Here is a 20995-nt window from a genome sequence, read left to right on the forward strand (position 1 = left end):
GGTGGCGCTCGCCCGGGCGCCGACTCGCGTTGTAATTAAATTGCGCAATGGCACAGCCGTGGCCGGCTGTCAGCCCTTGGTGCGCCCGATCGGCACGGGGAGCAGCCGGCCCGAATCGTCGCCGATCACCATCACCTCGACACCGAACGCCTCGCGCAGCGGCTGGTGCGCCAGCGCCTCGTTCGCGGGGCCGAACGCGACGACCTTGCCGTCCTTCAGGAGCAGCACGTCATCGGCGGCGCGGGCGGCCTGGACGAGGTCATGGAGCACGATCACCACGCCCATGCCCTGGCCGGCGAGCAAGCGGAGTTGCTCGAGTAAAGTGAGCTGGTGGACCGGATCGAGGCTGGCGAGCGGTTCGTCCGCCAGCAGCCATTCGGGCTGGCCGGCGAGCACGCGGGCAAGCAGCACGCGGGCGCGCTCGCCGCCCGAGAGCTGGGTGATCGTGCGATCCCGAAACTTCTGCGTCTCGGTCGCGGCGAGCGCGGCGGCGACCGCCTCCTGGTCCGCTGCCGACGTGCCGGCAAAGGGCGCACGGTGCGGGAGCCGCCCCAGCGCGACGACATCCTCGACGCGCAGGTCCCAGTGCACCATCGGGTCCTGCGGCAGATAACCGATCGCGCGGGCGCGCTCGGCGGGCGTGGTGCGGCCGAGCAGCCGGGTGCCGAGCTGGACCTTTCCCGCATCCGGATCGAGCAGGCCCGCGAGCGTCTTGACCAAAGTCGACTTGCCCGAGCCATTGGGACCCAGGATCGCGGTCACCCGGCCGGGCCGGAAGACCGCGCTGACGCCCTGCAGCACCTCGCGGTTGCCCAGGCTGACGGCGAGATCGGTAAAGCTCAGATCCATGCCGATCGCCGCATCCGGAGGAGAAGGAAGAAGAAGAACGGCGTGCCGAGCATCGCCATCGCGACGCCGAGGCGGATCTCGGTCGCGCCGGGGCCGACGCGAACCAGGCTGTCGGCCGCAAGGACCAGCGCCGCCCCGCCCAGCGCGCTCGGCAGCAGCAGCGCTGAAGGCCGTGCGCCGGTGAGCGGGCGCATCAGATGCGGCACGATCAGCCCGACGAACCCGACCACGCCGGTCACCGCGACGCTGGCACCGACGGTCAGCCCGGTGCCCAGCACGATCAGCAGTTGCGTGCGCTGGAGCTTGAGGCCGAGCGAGCGCGCGGCGTCTTCGCCCAATGTCAGCGCGTCGAGCGCGCGGCCGGTGAAGAGCAGGATGACACATCCCAGCGCGACGAAGGGCACCGCGAGTTTCGCCTCCGCGAAGCTGCGATCGGTGAGCGCCCCCATGATCCAGTCGATGATCTCGGCGACGGCGAACGGGTTAGGCGCGATCGAGATCAGGAAGGCGGTGAGCGCCGCCGCGAGGCTGGAGAGCACCGTCCCGGCGAGAATGAAGGTCACCGCGCTCTCGGCTCGCCAGGCGAGCCCGATCAGCAAAAGCATCGATCCGGCGGCGGCAAGCATTGCTGCGCCGAAGATCACCAGCGGGGCGCTGGCGGCCAGCAGGACGATCGCCGCCACCGCGCCCAGCGCCGCGCTTGCTGAGACGCCGACTACCGCAGGGTCGGCAAGCGGATTGCGCAGATAGCCCTGGAGTACCGCGCCGGTCAGTCCGAGCCCGGCGCCGATGGTGAGGCCGAGAATCGCACGGGGCAGGCGCAATTCGGCGATGATCCACCAGCGCGGATCGTCCGAGAACCAGGCATCGAACGGCACCCACACCTTGCCCGCCATCAGCGACCCGGCGAACAGCAAGGCGACGAGCAGGGTCAGGCCGGAAAGGAGAAGGGCGCGGTTCACTGGATGCTCCGGCGGATTGCGGCGAGGCGCGCCATCGCCCTTGGAATAACCGGTCCGCCGCAATTGACCAGCGCGCGTGGGAAGGCGGCCTGGGTCACCTTGCTGCCGATATGCTTGAGCGCCTCGCTCCGCAGCTGGTTGGCGCGGGAGCTTTGGTCGCGGCCGGCTTCGTCGGGAACGAGCATCGCCCGCGGCGGATCGGCGACGACATGCTCGATCGGGAGATAGCCGGTGAACTTGAGGCCGTAGTGCGCGGCATGGTTGGAGAAGCCGGCGCGGGTCATCATGTCGTCGAGCAGAGTGCCGCTCCCCGAAACCAGGTTGCCGCCGATCCACAGCAGGGCAGGGGTCTTGGCGCCGTGCCAGGTCGTGGTGGCCAGCGCCTGGTCGATCCGCGCGTTGATTGCCTTGCCCGCCTCCACCGCACCCACGGCGGCGGCAAGCTCGGTCATCTGCTCCTTGCTGCGTTCGGCAGTCACCGGCATGTCGAGATAAAGCGTCTTGAGACCCGCCCGCGCGAAGGCCTCGCGGGTCGAAGGCGAGGTGAAGCTGCTGGCGACAACCAGATCGGGCTGCATCGCGATGATCTCCTCCGCGGTGCCGCGATTGGCGTGGAAGCGGCGGGCCACATCGAGCGGGATCGAAGTTGCCATCGGGTCCTGCGAATAATGGCTGATCGAGGCGATCCGCGCCGGCGGCACCAGCTCGATCAAAGCGGCGTCGGCGCAGGGGTTCATCGATACGATGCCCCCGCCGCCCTGCGACGGAGGCGCCGCGCATCCAGCGGCCATCAGGCAAAGGAGCGCGGCGCCCCGCATCAGTCGAACTTCAGCCGCACGCCACCATAGGCCGCGCGGCCCATCGTGCCGTAGTTCGCGACGGTCTGGTATTTCCTGTCGAACAGATTCTCGACCCGGCCATAGACCTCGATCTGGTCGGTGACCGGATACGAGGCGCGGACGCCGACGATCGTATAGCCCTTCAGCCGGGTGAAGTTGCCCGCATCGTCGAAGCTGTCGCCCACTGCCAGCACGGTGCCGCCCAGGCTCAGGCCGAAGCCGAAGCGATAGTCGGCCGAGAAGCTGCCGGCGTCTTGTGGGCGCCGGGCGAGGTCGTTGCCGAAATTGGCGCCGGGCGAGCGGTTCTGCGCATCGGTGTGCGTATAGGCGCCGCGAAGCGACAGTCCGGTGACAGGATTGGCGACCAATTCGAGCTCCACGCCTTCGGCGCGGGTCTTGGCGATATTGGCGTAGGTGAAGGTGCCCAGGTCGAAATCGATCTGGTTGTTCGTATCGCGATGGAACCAGGTCGCCTTGGCGGTCACCCCCCGGAGGATGCGCTGCTCGGCGCCGAACTCATAGCTCTTGGAGGTTTCGGGGTGCAGCGTAGCCGTGCCGAAATCGCTGTAGAGCTGGTAGAGCGTCGGTGCCTTGAAGCCCTCGCCATAGCTGCCATGGATGCGTGTGCCGTCGATCGGCTCGATCAGCGCGCTCGCGCCAAAGGTGGTGCGGCTGCCGAAGTCGCGGTGATCGTCGTGGCGGACGCCGGCATTGATGCTCGCCCAGGAAACCGGATTGGCGATCAGCTGGCCGTAGAAGCTGGTGATGCCGGTCGATTTGCGCAGCGCCCCGTCGAAATAGCGGCTCTCCTCATGCTCCGCGCCGAACACGGTGCGCAGGCCCTGCACCAGCTGGGCATCGCCCTGATATTCGTAGCGCTCGCTGCGCCCGCGCCCGAAAAAGGTCACCGGATTGGCGAGGGTGGGGTCGAAATTGTCGCGGTTGATGTCGGCAATGGTGAAGGCGAGCCGGTTGCGGAACTTGCCGCCCAGCAGATCGGCCATGAGGCCGGCATAGCCGTACAGCTCCTGCGTCTTGGCATATTCGGGCGTGTCGGCCAGCGAGAAATCGGGCGGCGGGAAACCATCGAGATCGACCTTGCTATGGGCGTAGTAGCCGCGCAGGTCGAGCGAGACATTGTCGACCAGCTTGATGTTCAGCCGCCCGGTCGCGCCGAACTGGCGATAGCCGTCGGGCTCGGTGCCGTTCGCCGCGATCGAGATGCCGTCGGTGGTGAGATAACCCGCGGTCAGCGCACCCGAGATGCGCTCGTTGCCCGCGGAAACGCCCGCGGTGCCGTTGAACGTGCCGAACGATCCGCCCTCGGCATTGCTGCGGAAGCGAAGTCCCTCGCTGCCGTCCTGCGTCACGACGTTGACCACGCCGCCGATCGCCTGGCTGCCCCACACCACCGAGTTCGGCCCGCGCAGCACTTCGACGCGCTCGGCCGATCCCGCGAGCAGATTGGCGAAGTCGAACGCGCCGCCGGGCGAGGAGGGATCGTTGACGCGCACGCCGTCGATCAGGACGAGCGTCTGCTCGGCCTCGGCGCCGCGGATGCGCACCGCGGTGGTGGTGCCCAGCCCGCCGTTGCGCGCGACGTTTACGCCGGGGACGGTGGCGAGGAGATCGGAGAGCACGACCGTCTGGCGCTGTTCGATCTCGGCTTGCTGGAAGACGGTAACCGAGCGCGCGATCTGGTCGAGCCGCTGGGGCACGCCGCTGGCGACCACGACGATGTCATCGTCGTCACTCGCCGCAACCGGCTCGGATGTGTTCTGGGCATGGGCAATCGTGGGCGGCAGCAACGCTGCCGACGCGATCAGGAGGAATTTCAGCTTCTTCATTGCAAGACACCCTTTTCAAGGGCCGCCATGCTGGAAGCGCGACGACCCGGTTGGTGTCGCTCGCGCGGGAAAAGGCACGCCTCTCCCCGTCCGCCCGGTGCACCCCGCCCGCGCGAAGGAATCGACTGTGGCGGGCAGGTCTCCTGGCTCCCGGGTCGCTGCCGGACGTGCCGCCTTCCCGAAGCAGGTGCTTCAGTGGCATCGTTGCACGCCGGCTATCCGGTTACAGTTGCGGGGGCAGCCTCGGGTTTCAACCGAGTTCCCTTTTTCATCCCCTTGCGGGGACACCCATCACGCGTCCGCACTAATCCCGTTTGCCGCACCGCGGCAAGCCCGACGGTTCACGGACGGATCGGATGCTCGGCAAAGGCAGCGATGAGGGGCTGGAATCCGTCCATTTCCGGTATGGTCGGGTGGCCGTGCACCGCGCCCGTCTCGACGCCAGGCAGCTTCTCGCTGGTCCAGAATTCGGCGAAAGGCCTGAACCAGCCGGCATCGTCGAGTATCGTCGCGCGCAGGTTCACCAGGAAATCGAGCCCGTCGACGCGGGTGAACACCCAGCTCTTGCAGTTGTCGCAATGATGGTGGTGGATCTGTTCGCCGTGGATCCCGCCGATCACGGTTTCGCCCTGGGTCACTTCGAAGCCCTGGGCGGGCAGGTTGAGCGTGAGCGAGAAGGCGCTCGCGGTCATACGCTGGCAGCCAGTGCAATGGCAGGCGGAGGTGAGCATCGGCGGCTGGGTCACCCGCACGCGCACCGCGCCACAGCGGCACCCGCCTTCCCAGGGCAGCTTCCAGTCTTCCACCTACGCTCTCCCGCTGGACATGATCGCCGCTCGGCCTAGCATAATGCCAAGAACGGGGGAGGGGTCATGCCGATCGATATATTGTGGCCGACCTTCGCGCTTGTCGCGCTGGTGGCGGTGGTGATGCTCACGATGTTCGTCCAGCGGATCGGGCATATCCGGCGCAACCCGCCGGGCGCGGGCGATTTCGCCAGCGGCGAGGCGGCCTTGCGCTATTTCCAGCCGGTCGAGATGCCGGCGAATAATTTCCGCAACCTGTTCGAGATGCCGGTGCTGTTCTTCGCGCTGGTGCCGCTGCTGCTGATTACCCATCACGGCAACCATATCCAGGTGACGCTCGCCTGGATCTATGTCGCGCTCCGGGCGCTGCACAGCTTCATCCATATCGTCGTCCGGAACGTGAATCTGCGCTTCATGCTCTATCTCGGATCCTGCGTGGTGCTGATGGCGATGTGGATCGGCTTCGCCGCGGATATTGCCGCCGCGCGGTGAGCTGCGGAACGGCGGGCGACTCGGCGCGTTCAAGTGGCCCGAGGAGGATGCCTGCATGAACAAGCACTTATGGATGTTGGGGCTGGCCCCAGCGCTCGCGCTCGCCGCATGCGGTGGCGCCGACAACACCGAAAGTCCGGTGACCAATGCGACGCCCGACGACAGCATGATGAACATGCCCGCCGACGAGAATGTGAGCGACAATGCGATGGACCATATGACTATGGCGTCGCCCGCGCAGAAGTTCGCCGACGCCGCCGGTGCCAGCGACTATTACGAGGTCGAGGCCGGCAAGCTGGCCGAGGACAAGGCGACCAGCCAGGGCCTCAAGGACTTCGGCAAGATGATGGTCGCGGCCCACACCGAATCGACGGCGAAGCTCAAGGCTGCGGCCGCCAAGGCAAAGCCGGCGGTCACGCCCAATCCGGTGCTCAACGCCGAACAGGAAGCCAATCTTGCGGCGCTGAAGGAGGCCAAGGGCGCCGATTTCGACGCCAAGTACAAGGCGCAGCAGATCGCCGCGCACGAAACGGCGCTGGCCGCGATGAAGGACTATGCTGCCAACGGTGGCGTGCTCGAGCTCGCCAAGTTCGCCGGCGATACCGTGAAGGTCGTCGAGACACACCTCGCCAAGATCAAGGCGATGTGACCGCGAGAGGGCGCCCGTCCGGGGGCGTCCTCATTGTCTCAGGCGGCTTCTTCGTTCGCGGCGGTGGGAACCGCGCGGGGGCCGGTGGCCGAATCGCCGCCGCCGATATGCTTCATGCGGCCTTCGACATGGCCGCCATTCTCGATCGTGATCGACTGATACTCGACGTCGCCGATGATCCGCGCGCTCCGCTCGACGGTGAGCTGCTTGGCGCGTACTGCGCCCTCGATCGTGCCGGCGATCCGCGCGGTCTCGGCAGTGACGCTGCCGAAGATCTGGCTGTCCGCGCCCTGGGCAAGGTTGCCGCAATTGACGTCGCCTTCGATCCGCCCGTCGATATGCAGGTCCGCGGTGGCGGTAACGTTGCCGGTGACGACCACATCGGCGCCGACCACCGAGAACATGCCGCGCTTGCCGTTGGGCCCGGCTTGCGGCGCCGGCGCGGCGCTGCGGTCGTCGCGGCTGCGATTGCTGTTGAACATCGTTGCGCTCCCCGATCGGCTGTCCCGAATCCCTGACCGCCGATTAGCATAGCGGGCAGGCCCGCGGCAGACTCCAAAAAGCCGTGCGCAACTGCTATTGCGGGAAAGTCCGGGACGCCTGTTCCGAGTCGAGGCGTATGCGCTTGCCGGGCGGTTGACCGGCGGCCGGCCCGACGCTATAGGCGCCCCCGTTCCGCGACGGGCCTATGGCCGCAAAACGCCTGTGGAACAAAGAGCTGAACGTTGCTGGAGACGCAATGGCCCGGGGGGTCGCAGACACCCGGGGCCTTTTCGTATTCTGTAGAGTCTGGGCTCCAGCAAAGTAACCGCCGGAAAATTCCGGTAACATAAGGTGAAGGGCTTCATGCCAACGATTAACCAGCTGGTCCGCAAGGGCCGCGAACCGCAGAAGGCCAAGTCCAAGGTCCCTGCGATGGAGCAGAACCCGCAGAAGCGCGGTGTTTGCACCCGTGTCTATACCACGACCCCGAAGAAGCCGAACTCGGCGCTGCGCAAGGTTGCCAAGGTCCGCCTGACCAACCAGCGCGAAGTCATCAGCTATATTCCGGGCGAAGGCCACAATCTGCAGGAGCACTCGGTTGTGCTCATCCGCGGCGGCCGCGTTCGCGATCTTCCCGGCGTTCGTTATCACGTCCTGCGCGGCGTGCTCGATACGCAGGGTGTCAAGGATCGCCGCCAGTCGCGTTCCAAGTACGGCGCTAAGCGTCCGAAGTAAGCCGGTCGGCTTTCATAGCCGACCCTCGAATGGCTGAAGTTTAGAAGGAAGATCCAATGGCTCGTCGTCGTCGTCCCGAAAAGCGGGAAATCCTGCCTGATCCCGTTTACGGGGATGAGGTTCTCACCAAATTCATGAATTCGGTCATGATGGACGGCAAGAAGTCCGTCGCCGAAGGCATCGTCTACTCGGCTCTCGAAACCGTCGAGCAGCGCGCCAAGCGCGAACCGCTCGGCGTGTTCCACGATGCGCTGAACAACATCAAGCCGGGCATCGAGGTCCGCAGCCGCCGCGTCGGCGGTGCGACCTACCAGGTTCCGGTCGAAGTCCGTCCGGAGCGCGCCCAGGCACTGGCGATTCGCTGGCTGATCACGTCGGCGCGCAATCGCTCGGAGCACACCATGTCGGCCCGCCTCTCGGGCGAGCTGATGGATGCGGCGAACAATCGCGGCAACGCCGTGAAGAAGCGCGAAGACACGCACCGCATGGCCGAAGCGAACCGCGCATTCAGCCACTACCGCTGGTAACGCTGGCGCCGGTAACTTTCGTACCTATATCCTGGGGAGCCGCCGCAAACGGCTCCCCACATCGCTAAGGAACCTACGTCATGGCCCGCAGCCATCCGCTCTCGATGTATCGCAACATCGGCATCATGGCCCACATCGATGCCGGTAAGACGACCACGACCGAGCGCATCCTCTATTACACCGGCAAGTCCTACAAGATCGGCGAAGTGCATGAAGGCACCGCGACGATGGACTGGATGGAGCAGGAGCAGGAGCGCGGGATCACGATCACGTCGGCTGCCACGACGTGCTTCTGGAACGATCACCGCATCAACATCATCGACACCCCCGGCCACGTCGACTTCACCATCGAAGTCGAGCGTTCGCTGCGCGTGCTCGACGGCGCGGTTGCGTGCTTCGACGGCGTCGCCGGCGTGGAGCCGCAGTCCGAGACCGTGTGGCGCCAGGCCGAGAAGTATCACGTGCCGCGCATGTGCTTCGTCAACAAGCTCGACCGCACCGGCGCGAACTTCGAGATGTGCGTCGACATGATCAAGGACCGCCTCGGTGCGCGTCCGGCGGTGCTGTATCTCCCGATCGGCATCGAGGGCGGCTTCAAGGGCCTGGTCGATCTGGTCGAGAATCGCGCGATCATCTGGCTCGAAGAGTCGCTGGGCGCGAAGTTCGAATATCAGGACATCCCCGCCGAGCTGGCCGACAAGGCCGCGAAGGCGCGTTCCGAACTGATCGAAATGGCCGTCGAGCAGGACGACGACCTGATGGAAGCGTATCTCGAGGGCAACGAGCCGAGCTCGGCCGACCTCAAGAAGCTGATCCGCAAGGGTACGCTGAACTTCTCGTTCGTGCCCGTGCTGTGCGGCTCGGCGTTCAAGAACAAGGGCGTCCAGCCCCTGCTCGATGCCGTCGTCGATTATCTGCCGAGCCCGCTCGACGTTCCCGCCATCCAGGGCCTCAAGCTCGATGGCGTGACCCCGGACGAGCGCCCGTCTTCGGACGAAGCGCCGTTCTCGGCGCTGGCGTTCAAGATCATGAACGATCCGTTCGTCGGCACGCTGACCTTCGCGCGCATCTATTCGGGCAAGCTCGAGGCCGCTTCGATCGTCACCAATTCGGTGAAGGACAAGAAGGAGAAGGTCGGCCGCATGCTGCTGATGCATGCGAACAGCCGCGAGGACATCCAGGAAGCCTATGCCGGCGACATCGTCGCTCTGGCGGGCCTCAAGGACACCACGACCGGTGACACGCTCTGCGCCGCCAACGCGCCGATCATTCTCGAGCGGATGGAATTCCCCGAGCCTGTGATCGAGCTGTCGGTGGAGCCGAAGACCAAGGCCGACCAGGAGAAGATGGGCGTCGCGCTCAATCGCCTGGCGCGCGAGGATCCGTCGTTCCGCGTGTCTTCGGACGCCGAAAGCGGCCAGACCATCATCAAGGGCATGGGCGAGCTCCATCTCGAGATCCTGGTCGATCGCATGAAGCGCGAGTTCAAGGTCGAGGCGAATGTCGGCGCGCCGCAGGTGGCGTATCGCGAATATCTCGCCAAGCCGGTCGAGCACACCTACACCCACAAGAAGCAGTCGGGTGGTTCGGGCCAGTTCGCCGAAATCAAGGTGAAGGTGGCTCCGGGCGAGCGTGGCTCGGGCTTCGTGTTCATCGATTCGGTCAAGGGCGGCAACGTCCCGAAGGAATATATTCCTTCGGTCGAGAAGGGCATGCGCGAGACGGCGGAAACCGGATCGCTGATCGGCTTCCCGATCATCGATTTCTCGGTCGAGCTGGTCGACGGCAAGTACCACGACGTCGACTCGTCCGCTCTCGCGTTCGAAATCTGCGCCCGTGGCTGCATGCGCGAAGTGGCGCAGAAGGCCGGCATCAAGCTGCTCGAGCCGATCATGAAGGTCGAGGTCGTCACTCCGGAGGATTATCTGGGCGACGTCATCGGCGACATGAACAGCCGTCGTGGCCAGATCCAGGGCACCGATACGCGCGGCAATGCGCAGACGGTGGAAGCCATGGTGCCGTTGGCGAACATGTTCGGCTATGTGAACCAGCTCCGCTCGTTCACCCAGGGCCGCGCGCAGTACAGCATGCAGTTTTCGCATTACGACGAAGTGCCCGCGAATGTGGCCGACGAAGTGAAGGCGAAGCTGGCGTAATCCGAAATGAGTCGCTAAGGGGCCGCGTTCGCGTGGCGCCCTGACCGGCCGCGAAATTGATCTAGAAGGTAGGAAACAATGGCGAAGGCAAAATTCGAGCGGAACAAGCCGCATCTCAACATCGGCACCATCGGTCACGTCGACCATGGCAAGACGTCGCTGACGGCCGCCATCACGAAGGTTCTGGCCGAGACCAGCGGCGGTGTCGCCGTTGACTTCGCCAACATCGACAAGGCTCCGGAAGAGCGCGAGCGCGGCATCACGATCTCGACCGCGCACGTCGAGTACGAGACGGTCAACCGCCACTATGCGCACGTCGACTGCCCGGGCCACGCCGACTATGTGAAGAACATGATCACCGGTGCCGCCCAGATGGACGGCGCGATCCTGGTCGTTTCGGCCACCGACGGCCCGATGCCGCAGACTCGCGAGCACATCCTGCTCGCCCGTCAGGTCGGCGTGCCGGCGATGGTTGTGTTCATGAACAAGGTCGATCTGGTCGACGACGCCGAGATCCTCGAGCTCGTTGAGCTGGAAATCCGCGAGCTGCTCAGCTCGTACGACTTCCCGGGCGACGACATCCCCGTCATCCAGGGTTCGGCCGTGAAGGCGCTTGACGGCTCCGACACCAAGCTGGGCGCCGAATCGGTGCTCGCGCTGATGAAGGCGGTCGACGAGTACATCCCGCAGCCCGAGCGTCCGCTCGACAAGCCGTTCATGATGCCGATCGAAGACGTGTTCTCGATCTCGGGTCGCGGCACGGTCGTCACCGGCCGCGTCGAGACCGGCATCATCAAGGTTGGCGAGGAAGTCGAGATCGTCGGCATCCACGACACCCGCAAGACGACCGTCACGGGCGTCGAGATGTTCCGCAAGCTGCTCGACCAGGGCCAGGCTGGCGATAACGTCGGCGCGCTGATCCGCGGCGTCGCTCGCGACGAAGTCGAGCGTGGCCAGGTTCTCTGCAAGCCGGGCTCGATCAAGCCGCACACCGACTTCCAGTCGGAAGTGTACGTGCTGTCGAAGGACGAAGGTGGCCGTCACACGCCGTTCTTCGCCAACTATCGTCCGCAGTTCTACTTCCGCACGACCGACGTGACGGGCACCGTTGAGCTGCCGGCCGGCACCGAGATGGTGATGCCGGGCGACAACGTCGCGCTGGGCATCAAGCTCATCGCGCCGATCGCCATGGACGTCGGCCAGCGCTTCACGATCCGCGAAGGCGGCCGCACCGTCGGCGCCGGCGTCGTCAGCGGCATCGACAAGTAAGCTAAGTAAGAAAACAGCCGCCCGGCACCCCGAAGAAAAAGGGGTGTCGGGCGGTTGCTTTTTTATGAGGGCGCCTGTAATGGCGCGCCTCCAGTTTTGGGTTTGAACAGCAAGAGCCTCGCGTACGAGGCCCGCTCTTTCGCATCGGCAGGTACCATGGAAACGCAGAATATCCGCATTCGCCTGAAGGCGTTCGATCACCGCGTGCTCGATCAGGCGACCGGCGACATCGCCGACACCGCCCGACGTACCGGCGCCCTGATCCGTGGTCCCATCCCGTTGCCGACGCGCATCGAGAAGTTCACGGTCAACCGTGGTCCGCACATCGACAAGAAGTCGCGCGAGCAGTTCGAGGTCCGCACGTACAAGCGTATGCTGGATATCGTTCAGCCGACCCCGCAGACGGTCGACGCGCTGATGAAGCTGGACCTTGCTGCTGGCGTTGACGTGGAGATAAAGCTGGCGTAATGCGCCGCCTCCACACGAGATTCGCGACGCTCTTCTAAGAGATTCGCATCGTCCCTCGACCGGATCATCCCGATCCAACGCAAGGGCGCTGAGCCAGAGGCTCACACGAGATAGGGATACCGCCGGCCTCCTCACGGAGAACCGGGTCTGCGTCCCCCGTCACCCCGCTTCGGCAGGGTTCAGCCCAGACGGGGGCTCGCATCATATTTTGGGCTGAGGCACGCACCCGAGGGAATAGTCCCGAGGGTGCCTCTGTATGGGAGCATTTGATCATGCGCACTGGCGTGATCGCGAAGAAGTTGGGGATGACCCGCCTGTTCCAGGACGATGGCCGCCACGTGCCGGTCACAGTCCTGAGCCTCGAAGGCCTGCAGGTCGTCTCCATCCGCGAACAAGATCGTGACGGCTATACTGCCGTCCAGCTCGGCGCCGGCACGGCGAAGAGCAAGAATGTCGCCAAGCCGCAGCGCGGCCATTTCGGCAAGGCCGAAGTGGAGCCCAAGGCCGTGGTGCACGAATTCCGCGTCGACGCGGACGGCCTGCTCGAAGTGGGCGCCGAGATCTCGGCCGCGCATTATGTCGCTGGCCAGTATGTCGACATCCAGGGCAAGACCCAGGGCAAGGGCTTCCAGGGCGGCATGAAGCGCTGGGGCTTCGGCGGTCTGCGCGCCACCCACGGCGTCTCGGTCTCGCACCGTTCGCTCGGTTCGACCGGTCAGCGCCAGGATCCGGGCAAGGTCTTCAAGAACAAGAAGATGGCCGGTCACATGGGTGACAAGTTCCGCACCCAGCAGAATCTCGAGATCGTCGGCACCGACGTCGAGCGCGGCCTGATCTTCGTCAAGGGCTCGGTCCCTGGCTCGAAGGGCGGCTGGCTGTTCGTCAAGGACTCGATAAAGATCGATCGTCCCGCCGATGCGCCGTTCCCGGCCGGCATCCGCGATCCGAAGCATGCTGGCGAAGAGCATCACATCGCTGAAGTCGAGGAAGGTGCAGTGCACGAGCTGGCTCCGCTGCCGAGCGCAGCAGAAGTCGCAGCTGGCGTTGCCGAAGCCGACGCCCACGGCGCCGGTCAGAGCGATGCCGAAATCAGCGGCGCCACGAACGGCGACGCCGCTGCAACCGGCCAGGAGGGCTGAGCGTGAAGATCAAGGTTCAAACCCTCGACGCCAAGGCTAGCGGCGACATCGAGCTCAACGACGCGGTTTTCGCCGTCGAGCCGCGTGCCGATATCCTGCACCGCGTCGTCACGTGGCAGCTCGAGAAGCGCCGCGAGACCGCTCGTGGCACCCGCGAGCGTGCCGATGTCGCCCGCACCGGCAAGAAGTTCGGTCGCCAGAAGGGCGGCGGTACCGCACGTCACGGCGATCGCCGCGCTCCCGTCTTCATCGGCGGTGGTAAGGCTCACGGTGCCCGCGTCCGCGACTTCAATCCGTCGCTGAACAAGAAGATCCGCGCGCTCGGCCTCAAGATGGCTCTCAGCAGCCATGCCAAGGCCGGTTCGCTGATCGTCATGGACAATCTGACGGTCGACGGCGCCAAGACCAAGGCTCTGAAGGGCAACTTCGAGAAGCTTGGCCTGGGCAAGACCCTGGTGATCGACGGCGACACCGTCGAGAACAGCTTCGCATTGGCCGCCGGCAACCTGCACACGATCAACGTGCTGCCGGCCCAGGGCGCCAACGTCTACGACATCCTGAAGCACGACACGCTGGTTCTCACCCGCGCTGCCGTCGAGAAGCTGGAGGCGCGCTTCAATGGCTAAGAAGCCCACCAAGGTAGTCGACAACCGTCACTATGACGTGATCGTCGCGCCGCACATCACCGAGAAGTCGACGCTCGTCTCCGAGCACAACGCGGTTGTGTTCAAGGTCGCCGGCGACGCCACCAAGCCCGAGATCAAGGCCGCCGTCGAGGCGCTGTTCTCGGTCAAGGTCACTGGCGTCAACACGATCGTCCAGAAGGGCAAGACCAAGAAGTGGAAGGGTGCTCCCTACAAGCGCTCGGACATCAAGAAAGCGATCGTGACGCTCGCCGATGGCGACCAGATCGACGTGACGACGGGAATCTGAGGCGATGGCACTCAAGAATTATAATCCGACGTCTCCGGCCCGCCGCGGCCTGATCCTCGTCGACCGTTCGGGCCTCCACAAGGGCGGTCCGGTCAAGGCGCTTACCGAAGGCAAGCGCAAGACCGGTGGCCGCAACAACAAGGGTCATGTGACGTCGCGCGGCATCGCCGGCGGCCACAAGCAGCGCTATCGCATCGTCGATTTCAAGCGCCGCCTGTGGGATGTCGAGGGCACGGTCGAGCGGATCGAATATGATCCCAACCGCACCGCGTTCATCGCGCTGATCAACTATGGCGACACCCCCGAGGGCAAGGCCAACGTCGCGTACATCATCGCGCCGCAGCGCCTTGCTGTCGGCGACAAGGTGATCGCGTCGAAGAAGACCGACGTGAAGCCGGGCAACGCCATGGAGCTGGGCTCGATGCCGGTCGGCACTATCGTCCACAATGTGGAAATGAAGCCGGGCAAGGGTGGTCAGATCGCACGTTCGGCGGGCACCTATGTGCAGGTCGTCGGCCGCGATCGCGGCATGGTGATCGTCCGCCTGAACTCGGGCGAGCAGCGCTACATCCACTCGAACTGCATGGCGACGATCGGTGCGGTGTCCAACCCGGACAACCAGAACACCAACCTCGCAAAGGCCGGCCGTAATCGCTGGCTGGGCAAGCGTCCGCTGACCCGCGGCGTCGCCAAGAACCCGGTCGACCATCCGCACGGCGGTGGTGAAGGCCGGACCTCGGGCGGCCGTCATCCGGTCACCCCGTGGGGCAAGCCGACCAAGGGTGCGCGCACCCGCCACAACAAGGCGACGGACAAGATGATCATCCGTTCGCGCCACGCCAAGAAGAAGGGCTAACCGCCATGGCTCGCTCCGTCTGGAAGGGTCCGTTCGTGGACCTCCATCTGCTCAAGAAGGCGCAGACCGCGCAGGAAACCAACGCGCGTGCGCCGATCAAGACCTGGTCGCGCCGCTCGACGATCCTGCCGGACTTCGTCGGCCTGACTTTCAGCGTCTACAACGGCCGCAAGTTCGTGCCGGTGTCGGTCAACGAGGACATGGTCGGCATGAAGCTCGGCGAGTTCGCGCCCACGCGCTTCTTCCCCGGCCACGCTGCCGACAAGAAGGGTAAGCGCTAATGTCGAAGGATAAGGCACCCCGCCGCGTCGCTGATAACGAGGCTCTCTCGGTCGGCACGCAGATCCGCGGTTCGGCGCAGAAGCTCAATCTCGTCGCGGGCCTGATCCGCGGCAAGAAGGCCGGCGACGCGATGAACATCCTCGCTTTCTCGAAGAAGGCGATGGCTGTGGACGCGCGCAAGGTTCTGGCTTCGGCCATCGCCAATGCGGAAAACAACCACAACCTCGATGTCGACGCGCTCGTCGTCGCCGAGGCGTCGGTCGGCAAGTCGATCACGATGAAGCGCTTCGCGACCCGCGGCCGTGGCAAGTCCACCCGCATTCTGAAGCCATTCAGCCGTCTTCGCATCGTCGTCCGCGAGCAGGAAGAAGCATAATGGGTCACAAGAGCAACGCGATCGGGCTTCGGCTGCAGATCAACCGCACCTGGGACAGCCGCTGGTACGCCGAGGGCGCCGACTATGGCCGCCTTCTGCTGGAGGATCTGAAGATCCGCCAGTACATCATCAAGACGCTGCCCCAGGCTGCGATCTCGAAGGTGGTGATCGAGCGCCCGGCCAAGCTGTGCCGCATCTCCATCTATGCCGCGCGCCCCGGCGTGATCATCGGCAAGAAGGGCACGGACATCGAGAAGCTGCGCAAGACGCTGGCTTCGATGACCAGCTCGGATGTGAGCCTGAACATCGTCGAGATCCGCAAGCCGGAAGTCGACGCCAAGCTCGTCGCCCAGGGCATCGCCGATCAGCTGGAGCGCCGCATCGCCTTCCGCCGCGCCATGAAGCGCGCGGTGCAGTCGGCCATGCGCCTCGGTGCCGAGGGCATCCGGATCAACTGCGGCGGCCGTCTCGGCGGCGCCGAGATCGCCCGCTCGGAATGGTATCGCGAAGGCCGCGTTCCGCTCCACACGCTGCGCGCGAACATCGATCACGCGACGGCCGAAGCCCACACCGCCTATGGCGTGTGCGGTGTGAAGGTCTGGATCTTCAAGGGCGAGATTCTCGGCCATGATCCGATGTCGCAGGACCGGCTCAATATGGAATCGCAGACCTCGGGCGTTCGCCCGGCGCGCGACGACCGCCGCTAAGGGTTAGGACAGAACAATGTTGCAACCGAAGCGCACCAAGTTCCGCAAGGCCTTCAAGGGCCGCATCCATGGCGACGCCAAGGGTGGCACTACGCTGAACTTCGGGTCCTATGGCCTGAAGGCGATGGAGCCGGAGCGGATCACCGCACGCCAGATCGAAGCGGCTCGCCGCGCGATCACGCGCCACATCAAGCGCCAGGGTCGCTTGTGGATCCGCATCTTCCCGGACGTTCCGATCTCGTCGAAGCCGGCCGAAGTCCGCATGGGCTCGGGCAAGGGTTCGCCGGAATATTGGGCAGCCCGCGTCAAGCCCGGCCGCATCCTGTTCGAGCTGGACGGCGTTCCCGGCCCGCTCGCGGCGGAAGCGTTCAGCCGCGCGGCGATGAAGCTGCCGATCAAGGTCAAGGTCGTGGCTCGCCTCGGCGATACCTCGCACCTGGAGGGTTAAGGGTCATGGCAAAGAAGATCGAAGACCTACGGACGAAGACCGAGGATCAGCTGGGCGAGCAGCTCGGCAACCTGAAGCGCGAGGCGTTCAACCTGCGTTTCCAGGCTGCCACGAGCCAGCTTGAGAAGCCGAGCCGGGTCAAGGAAGTCCGTCGCGACATCGCCCGCATCAAGACGCTGCAGAACGAGCGCTCGCGCTCGGCTGCGAAGTAAGGAACGAGACCATGCCGAAGCGCGTGCTGACCGGGAACGTGGTTTCCGACAAGGGCGACAAGACGGTCGTCGTGCTCGTGGAGCGTAAGGTTAAGCACCCGCTCTATGGCAAGATCATCCGTCGCTCGAAGAAGTATCACGCCCATGACGAGGGCAACGAGTATAAGGCCGGCGAGACCGTGCGCATCGAAGAGACTGCGCCGATTTCCAAGCTGAAGACCTGGAAGGTTGTCGAGCGGGTCAACACCCACGCGACGCCGGCGAAGGCGGAAGCCTGAACTTTTAACTGGAACCGCCGGGCGACAAGTCCCGGTAGGCCGAACGAGAAGGAACCGGATCGATGATCCAGATGCAGTCCAATCTCGACGTCGCTGACAACAGCGGCGCGAAGCGGGTGCAGTGCATCAAGGTGCTGGGCGGCTCGAAGCGCCGCTTTGCCGGTGTGGGCGACGTCATTGTCGTCAGCATCAAGGAAGCTGCTCCCCGTGGCCGCGTGAAGAAGGGTGACGTCCATCGTGCCGTCATCGTCCGCACCGCCAAGGACATTCGCCGCGCCGATGGCTCGGTGATCCGTTTCGACGGCAATGCCGCCGTGCTGGTCAACAAGAACGAGGAGCCGATCGGCACCCGTATCTTCGGGCCGGTGGTTCGCGAGCTGCGTACGCGCGGCTTCATGAAGATCATTTCGCTCGCTCCCGAGGTGCTGTGATGGCTACCGCGAAGATCAAGAAGGGTGACCGGGTCGTCGTCCTGTCCGGCAAGGACAAGGGCAAGACCGGTGATGTCATCCAGTCGCTGCCGAAGGCCGACAAGGTCGTCGTCTCCGGCGTGAACGTGGCGGTCCGCCACAAGAAGCCGAGCCAGGGCAACCCGCAGGGTGGCCTCGAGCGTTCGGAAGCGCCGATGCATGTCTCCAAGGTCGCGCACGTGACCAAGGACGGCAAGGCGACCCGCGTTCGTTTCGAGACCCGTGACGGCAAGAAGGTTCGCGTCGCCGTCAAGACCGGGGAGGTCATCAATGGCTGATAATTATATCCCGCGCATGAAGTCGAAGTACGACACGGAAATCGCCAAGGCGATGACCGAGAAGTTCGGCTACAAGAACGTGATGGAAATTCCGCGGATCGACAAGATCACGCTGAACATGGGCGTTGGTGAAGCGACCCAGGACAAGAAGAAGGTCGAGCAGGCAGCCCAGGAAATGGAGCTGATCGCCGGCCAGAAGCCTGTCGTCACCAAGGCGAAGAAGTCGATCGCACAGTTCAAGCTGCGCGAGGGCATGCCGATCGGTTGCAAGGTTACCCTTCGCCGCGAGCGCATGTACGAGTTCCTCGATCGCTTCGTGACTATCGCGCTCCCGCGCGTCCGCGATTTTCGTGGCCTGAACCCGAAGTCCTTCGACGGCCGTGGCAATTATGCCTGCGGCATCAAGGAACAGATCGTGTTCCCCGAGATCAACTATGACCGCATCGATAAGGTGCGCGGCATGGACATCATTGTGACCACCACCGCAAAGACCGACGACGAGGCTCGCGAGCTTCTCCGTCTCTTCGGCTTCCCGTTCCCGCAGGATGCGGACGGCGAAGCGAAGCAGGCGGCGTAAGGAAGGAAGAACTTAAGTCATGGCGAAACTGAGTTCGATCAACAAGAACGAGCGTCGCAAGCTGCTTACGAAGAAGTATGCAGGCAAGTATGCGAAGCTGAAGGCGATCGCGAACGATGAGAGCGTCGATGAGACCGAGCGTCTCATGGCGCGTCTGAAGATGGCTGAGATCCCGCGGAACGGTAACCCGACCCGCATTCGCAATCGTTGCGAGCTCACCGGCCGTCCGCGCGCCTATTACCGCAAGTTCCGTCTCGCACGTGTGATGCTGCGCGATCTGGCCAACAAGGGCCTGATTCCGGGTCTCACGAAGTCGAGCTGGTAAGGATCACGACAATGGCAGTGACCGATCCCCTGGGTGATATGCTCACCCGCATCCGCAACGGCCAGCGTGCGCGCAAGGACTCCGTCCTCACGCCCGCTTCGAAGTTGCGTGCCCGTGTTCTCGATGTGCTCCAGCGCGAAGGCTATATCCGTGGCTATAGCGAAGAGCAGATGGGCCCCGCCGCGGGCATCCGCATCGAGCTGAAATATTTCGAGGGCCAGCCTGCGATCAAGCATGTCGCGCGCATCTCGAAGCCCGGCCGCCGCGTTTATTCGGGCAGCCAGGAGCTGCCGCGGGTCCGCAACGGCCTGGGCATCACGATCGTCTCGACGCCTCGCGGCGTTCTGTCCGACGCGGAAGCGCGCGAGCAGAATGTCGGCGGCGAAGTGCTCGCGGAGGTGTTCTGATGAGCCGCATTGGTAAAAAGCCAGTGTCGATTCCGAGCGGCGTCACCGCGACGATCGACGGCGGCGTGCTGAACGTGAAGGGCCCGAAGGGTGCCCTTTCGCTCCCGCTGCGCAGCGAGATCAGCTACACGCTTGAGGACGGCGGCATTTCGGTGCAGCCGGCCAACGAGACCAAGGCTGCGCGTGCCTTTTGGGGCATGCAGCGCACCATGGTGCAGAACCTGATCACCGGCGTGACCGAGGGCTTCTCGAAGAAGCTGCTCATCACCGGCGTCGGTTATCGCGCGAACTCGCAGGGCAAGGTGCTCAAGCTCCAGCTCGGCTATTCGCACGACGTCAATTTCGACATCCCCGAGGGTATCGAAATCAAGACGCCCGATCAGACCACGGTCGAGATTTCGGGCATCGACAAGCAGAAGGTCGGCCAGGTGGCCGCGGAAATTCGCCGTTGGCGCAAGCCCGAGCCCTATAAGGGCAAGGGTATCAAGTACGACGGCGAGTTCATCTTCCGTAAGGAAGGGAAGAAGAAGTGATCAGCACCAAGGGTCTCTCGCTTTTCGAGAAGCGTCGTCGCCGCAACCGCACTGCGCTGCGTAGCCGTGGCGCCGGTCGTCCGCGTCTTTCGATCCATCGCTCGGGCAAGCATATCTATGCCCAGGTGATCGACGATGCCGCAGGCAAGACCGTCGCCGCCGCCTCCACGCTCGACAAGGACGTGCGCGGCAAGGCCGGCGCGACCGTCGAGGCCGCGCAGGACGTCGGCAAGCGCGTCGCCGAGGCCGCCAAGGCCGCCGGCATCACGCAGGTCGTCTTCGATCGCGGCGGCTTCCTCTACCATGGTCGCGTCAAGGCGCTGGCGGATGCCGCGCGCGAGAGCGGATTGGAGTTCTAAGAATGGCCGATGAAATCAACACGACCGACGCACCGGTCGAGGCGCAGGACGCCGGTCAGCCAGCTCCCGAGCAGCAGGGTCGTGGTCCGCGTGGCGGCCGTGGCCGTGGCGGCCCGGGCGGCGGCGGTCAGAACCGCGGCGGCCGTGACGGCAACCGTGGCGGCCGTCGCGACGATCGTCGCGGTGGTCCGGACGACGGCGGCGAAGAGCTGATCGAGAAGCTGGTTCACATCAACCGCGTCTCGAAGACGGTGAAGGGCGGCAAGCGCTTCGGCTTCGCGGCACTCGTTGTCGTGGGCGACGGCAAGGGCCGTGTCGGCTTCGGCCATGGCAAGGCGCGCGAAGTGCCGGAAGCCATTTCGAAGGCGACCGCGGCTGCCAAGAAGGCGATGGTCCGCATTCCGCTCAAGGAAGGCCGCACGCTGCACCATGACGGCAACGGTCACTTCGGCGCAGGCCGCGTGACGCTGCGTTCGGCGCCGCAGGGCACCGGCATCATCGCAGGTGGCCCGATGCGCGCCATCTTCGAGTCGCTGGGTGTTGCGGACGTCGTGACCAAGTCGGTCGGCACGTCGAACCCCTACAACATGATCCGCGCCACCTTCGAGGCGCTGAACGAGCAGACTTCGCCGAAGTCGGTCGCTCAGCGGCGCGGCAAGAAGATCGCCGACCTGCTCGGCCGTGGCGGTTCGAACACCGCCGAGGCCGATGCGGCCGCGATCGCGGAGTAATC

Annotated in this window: 31 protein-coding genes and 1 riboswitch; of the genes, 25 read left to right on the plus strand and 6 right to left on the minus strand. The window is 64.8% G+C overall.

The genetic code is table 11. The annotated features are described in order from the left end of the window. Positions 1 to 69: 69 nt before the first annotated feature. The 5 genes from IAG41_RS14340 to IAG41_RS14360 form a co-directional block, all read right to left on the minus strand. Positions 70 to 849, minus strand: a complete 780-nt coding sequence (locus IAG41_RS14340; RefSeq protein ID WP_187729341.1) for an ABC transporter ATP-binding protein — start codon at positions 847 to 849, stop codon at positions 70 to 72. Beyond that, the gene (locus tag IAG41_RS14345) at positions 840 to 1811 is read right to left on the minus strand and encodes a FecCD family ABC transporter permease (RefSeq protein WP_187729342.1); all 972 of its coding nucleotides are present in this window, start codon (positions 1809 to 1811) and stop codon (positions 840 to 842) included. The genes IAG41_RS14340 and IAG41_RS14345 overlap by 10 nt, the downstream gene beginning before the upstream one ends. Beyond that, positions 1808 to 2629, minus strand: coding sequence for an ABC transporter substrate-binding protein (locus IAG41_RS14350; protein WP_187729343.1), 822 nt, complete (start codon positions 2627 to 2629; stop codon positions 1808 to 1810). The genes IAG41_RS14345 and IAG41_RS14350 overlap by 4 nt, the downstream gene beginning before the upstream one ends. Continuing rightward, entirely contained in the window at positions 2629 to 4497 is a 1869-nt protein-coding gene (locus IAG41_RS14355) for a TonB-dependent receptor plug domain-containing protein (RefSeq protein WP_187729344.1), read from the minus strand. Before IAG41_RS14355 ends, IAG41_RS14350 begins: the two co-directional genes overlap by 1 nt. Before the next feature lie 115 nt (positions 4498 to 4612). After that, positions 4613 to 4804: riboswitch (cobalamin riboswitch) on the minus strand. A gap of 34 nt (positions 4805 to 4838) precedes the next feature. After that, positions 4839 to 5303, minus strand: coding sequence for a GFA family protein (locus IAG41_RS14360; RefSeq protein ID WP_316251159.1), 465 nt, complete (start codon positions 5301 to 5303; stop codon positions 4839 to 4841). Positions 5304 to 5369: 66 nt separating this feature from the next. Here IAG41_RS14360 and IAG41_RS14365 point away from each other — a divergent pair, with 66 nt between their 5' ends. Together IAG41_RS14365 and IAG41_RS14370 are read left to right on the plus strand one after the other, a co-directional pair. Further along, the gene (locus IAG41_RS14365) at positions 5370 to 5795 is read left to right on the plus strand and encodes an MAPEG family protein (protein WP_187729345.1); all 426 of its coding nucleotides are present in this window, start codon (positions 5370 to 5372) and stop codon (positions 5793 to 5795) included. Between the two features lie 55 nt (positions 5796 to 5850). Further along, positions 5851 to 6444 (plus strand): DUF4142 domain-containing protein, encoded by a 594-nt coding sequence (locus tag IAG41_RS14370; RefSeq protein WP_187729346.1) that lies wholly within the window; start codon positions 5851 to 5853, stop codon positions 6442 to 6444. A gap of 38 nt (positions 6445 to 6482) precedes the next feature. Here the strand turns inward: IAG41_RS14370 and IAG41_RS14375 are convergent, their stop codons facing one another. Further along, a complete protein-coding gene (locus IAG41_RS14375) occupies positions 6483 to 6926 on the minus strand; it encodes a polymer-forming cytoskeletal protein (RefSeq protein ID WP_187729347.1) in 444 nt (147 codons plus the stop codon). A gap of 364 nt (positions 6927 to 7290) precedes the next feature. On the opposite strand from IAG41_RS14375, the gene rpsL reads away from it, so the two are divergent. The 23 genes from rpsL (at position 7291) to rpsE (ending at position 20993) form a co-directional block, all read left to right on the plus strand. Next, positions 7291 to 7662: a 30S ribosomal protein S12 gene (rpsL, locus tag IAG41_RS14380; protein WP_029936467.1), complete on the plus strand. Its 372-nt coding sequence runs from the start codon at positions 7291 to 7293 to the stop codon at positions 7660 to 7662. A 56-nt stretch (positions 7663 to 7718) separates the two neighbouring features. Continuing rightward, positions 7719 to 8189, plus strand: coding sequence for a 30S ribosomal protein S7 (gene rpsG, locus IAG41_RS14385; RefSeq protein WP_187729348.1), 471 nt, complete (start codon positions 7719 to 7721; stop codon positions 8187 to 8189). A gap of 80 nt (positions 8190 to 8269) precedes the next feature. Next, positions 8270 to 10345: an elongation factor G gene (gene fusA / locus IAG41_RS14390; RefSeq protein ID WP_187729349.1), complete on the plus strand. Its 2076-nt coding sequence runs from the start codon at positions 8270 to 8272 to the stop codon at positions 10343 to 10345. A 78-nt stretch (positions 10346 to 10423) separates the two neighbouring features. Continuing rightward, complete coding sequence (tuf, locus tag IAG41_RS14395; protein WP_187729350.1) at positions 10424 to 11614, plus strand: elongation factor Tu; 1191 nt, start codon at positions 10424 to 10426, stop codon at positions 11612 to 11614. A gap of 156 nt (positions 11615 to 11770) precedes the next feature. Continuing rightward, on the plus strand, positions 11771 to 12082 hold the full coding sequence (gene rpsJ, locus IAG41_RS14400) for a 30S ribosomal protein S10 (RefSeq protein WP_034161642.1): 312 nt from the start codon (positions 11771 to 11773) through the stop codon (positions 12080 to 12082). A gap of 272 nt (positions 12083 to 12354) precedes the next feature. Then, entirely contained in the window at positions 12355 to 13221 is an 867-nt protein-coding gene (gene rplC, locus IAG41_RS14405; protein WP_187729351.1) for a 50S ribosomal protein L3, read from the plus strand. A 2-nt stretch (positions 13222 to 13223) separates the two neighbouring features. After that, positions 13224 to 13847 (plus strand): 50S ribosomal protein L4, encoded by a 624-nt coding sequence (gene rplD / locus IAG41_RS14410; protein WP_187729352.1) that lies wholly within the window; start codon positions 13224 to 13226, stop codon positions 13845 to 13847. Continuing rightward, positions 13840 to 14154, plus strand: a complete 315-nt coding sequence (locus IAG41_RS14415; protein ID WP_187729353.1) for a 50S ribosomal protein L23 — start codon at positions 13840 to 13842, stop codon at positions 14152 to 14154. The genes rplD and IAG41_RS14415 overlap by 8 nt, the downstream gene beginning before the upstream one ends. A 4-nt stretch (positions 14155 to 14158) precedes the next feature. After that, on the plus strand, positions 14159 to 15010 hold the full coding sequence (rplB, locus tag IAG41_RS14420) for a 50S ribosomal protein L2 (protein WP_187729354.1): 852 nt from the start codon (positions 14159 to 14161) through the stop codon (positions 15008 to 15010). 5 nt (positions 15011 to 15015) lie between these two features. Further along, positions 15016 to 15291 carry a 30S ribosomal protein S19 gene (gene rpsS / locus IAG41_RS14425; protein ID WP_029936458.1) on the plus strand — a complete coding sequence of 92 codons (276 nt, stop codon included), beginning with the start codon at positions 15016 to 15018 and terminating at the stop codon, positions 15289 to 15291. Further along, entirely contained in the window at positions 15291 to 15668 is a 378-nt protein-coding gene (gene rplV, locus IAG41_RS14430) for a 50S ribosomal protein L22 (RefSeq protein ID WP_187729355.1), read from the plus strand. Before rpsS ends, rplV begins: the two co-directional genes overlap by 1 nt. Further along, complete coding sequence (gene rpsC / locus IAG41_RS14435; RefSeq protein WP_187729356.1) at positions 15668 to 16375, plus strand: 30S ribosomal protein S3; 708 nt, start codon at positions 15668 to 15670, stop codon at positions 16373 to 16375. Before rplV ends, rpsC begins: the two co-directional genes overlap by 1 nt. Positions 16376 to 16391: 16 nt before the next feature. Then, on the plus strand, positions 16392 to 16823 hold the full coding sequence (rplP, locus tag IAG41_RS14440) for a 50S ribosomal protein L16 (protein ID WP_187729357.1): 432 nt from the start codon (positions 16392 to 16394) through the stop codon (positions 16821 to 16823). A 5-nt stretch (positions 16824 to 16828) separates the two neighbouring features. After that, the gene (gene rpmC, locus IAG41_RS14445; RefSeq protein WP_187729358.1) at positions 16829 to 17035 is read left to right on the plus strand and encodes a 50S ribosomal protein L29; all 207 of its coding nucleotides are present in this window, start codon (positions 16829 to 16831) and stop codon (positions 17033 to 17035) included. A gap of 11 nt (positions 17036 to 17046) precedes the next feature. Next, complete coding sequence (gene rpsQ, locus IAG41_RS14450) at positions 17047 to 17313, plus strand: 30S ribosomal protein S17 (protein WP_187729359.1); 267 nt, start codon at positions 17047 to 17049, stop codon at positions 17311 to 17313. A gap of 62 nt (positions 17314 to 17375) precedes the next feature. Further along, positions 17376 to 17744: a 50S ribosomal protein L14 gene (gene rplN / locus IAG41_RS14455; protein ID WP_187729360.1), complete on the plus strand. Its 369-nt coding sequence runs from the start codon at positions 17376 to 17378 to the stop codon at positions 17742 to 17744. After that, a complete protein-coding gene (gene rplX, locus IAG41_RS14460) occupies positions 17744 to 18061 on the plus strand; it encodes a 50S ribosomal protein L24 (RefSeq protein ID WP_187729361.1) in 318 nt (105 codons plus the stop codon). Before rplN ends, rplX begins: the two co-directional genes overlap by 1 nt. Further along, the gene (gene rplE, locus IAG41_RS14465; RefSeq protein ID WP_187729362.1) at positions 18054 to 18638 is read left to right on the plus strand and encodes a 50S ribosomal protein L5; all 585 of its coding nucleotides are present in this window, start codon (positions 18054 to 18056) and stop codon (positions 18636 to 18638) included. Before rplX ends, rplE begins: the two co-directional genes overlap by 8 nt. Before the next feature lie 19 nt (positions 18639 to 18657). Continuing rightward, complete coding sequence (gene rpsN / locus IAG41_RS14470) at positions 18658 to 18963, plus strand: 30S ribosomal protein S14 (RefSeq protein ID WP_187729363.1); 306 nt, start codon at positions 18658 to 18660, stop codon at positions 18961 to 18963. A gap of 11 nt (positions 18964 to 18974) precedes the next feature. Next, positions 18975 to 19370 carry a 30S ribosomal protein S8 gene (rpsH, locus tag IAG41_RS14475; RefSeq protein WP_086128654.1) on the plus strand — a complete coding sequence of 132 codons (396 nt, stop codon included), beginning with the start codon at positions 18975 to 18977 and terminating at the stop codon, positions 19368 to 19370. Next, entirely contained in the window at positions 19370 to 19903 is a 534-nt protein-coding gene (rplF, locus tag IAG41_RS14480; RefSeq protein ID WP_187729364.1) for a 50S ribosomal protein L6, read from the plus strand. Before rpsH ends, rplF begins: the two co-directional genes overlap by 1 nt. Continuing rightward, a complete protein-coding gene (gene rplR / locus IAG41_RS14485; RefSeq protein ID WP_187729685.1) occupies positions 19903 to 20262 on the plus strand; it encodes a 50S ribosomal protein L18 in 360 nt (119 codons plus the stop codon). Before rplF ends, rplR begins: the two co-directional genes overlap by 1 nt. 2 nt (positions 20263 to 20264) lie before the next feature. Beyond that, complete coding sequence (gene rpsE, locus IAG41_RS14490) at positions 20265 to 20993, plus strand: 30S ribosomal protein S5 (protein ID WP_262408674.1); 729 nt, start codon at positions 20265 to 20267, stop codon at positions 20991 to 20993. Positions 20994 to 20995 lie beyond the last annotated feature (2 nt).

It is taken from the genome of Sphingomonas sp. JC676 (genome assembly GCF_014489075.1).
GTDB lineage: Bacteria > Pseudomonadota > Alphaproteobacteria > Sphingomonadales > Sphingomonadaceae > Sphingomonas.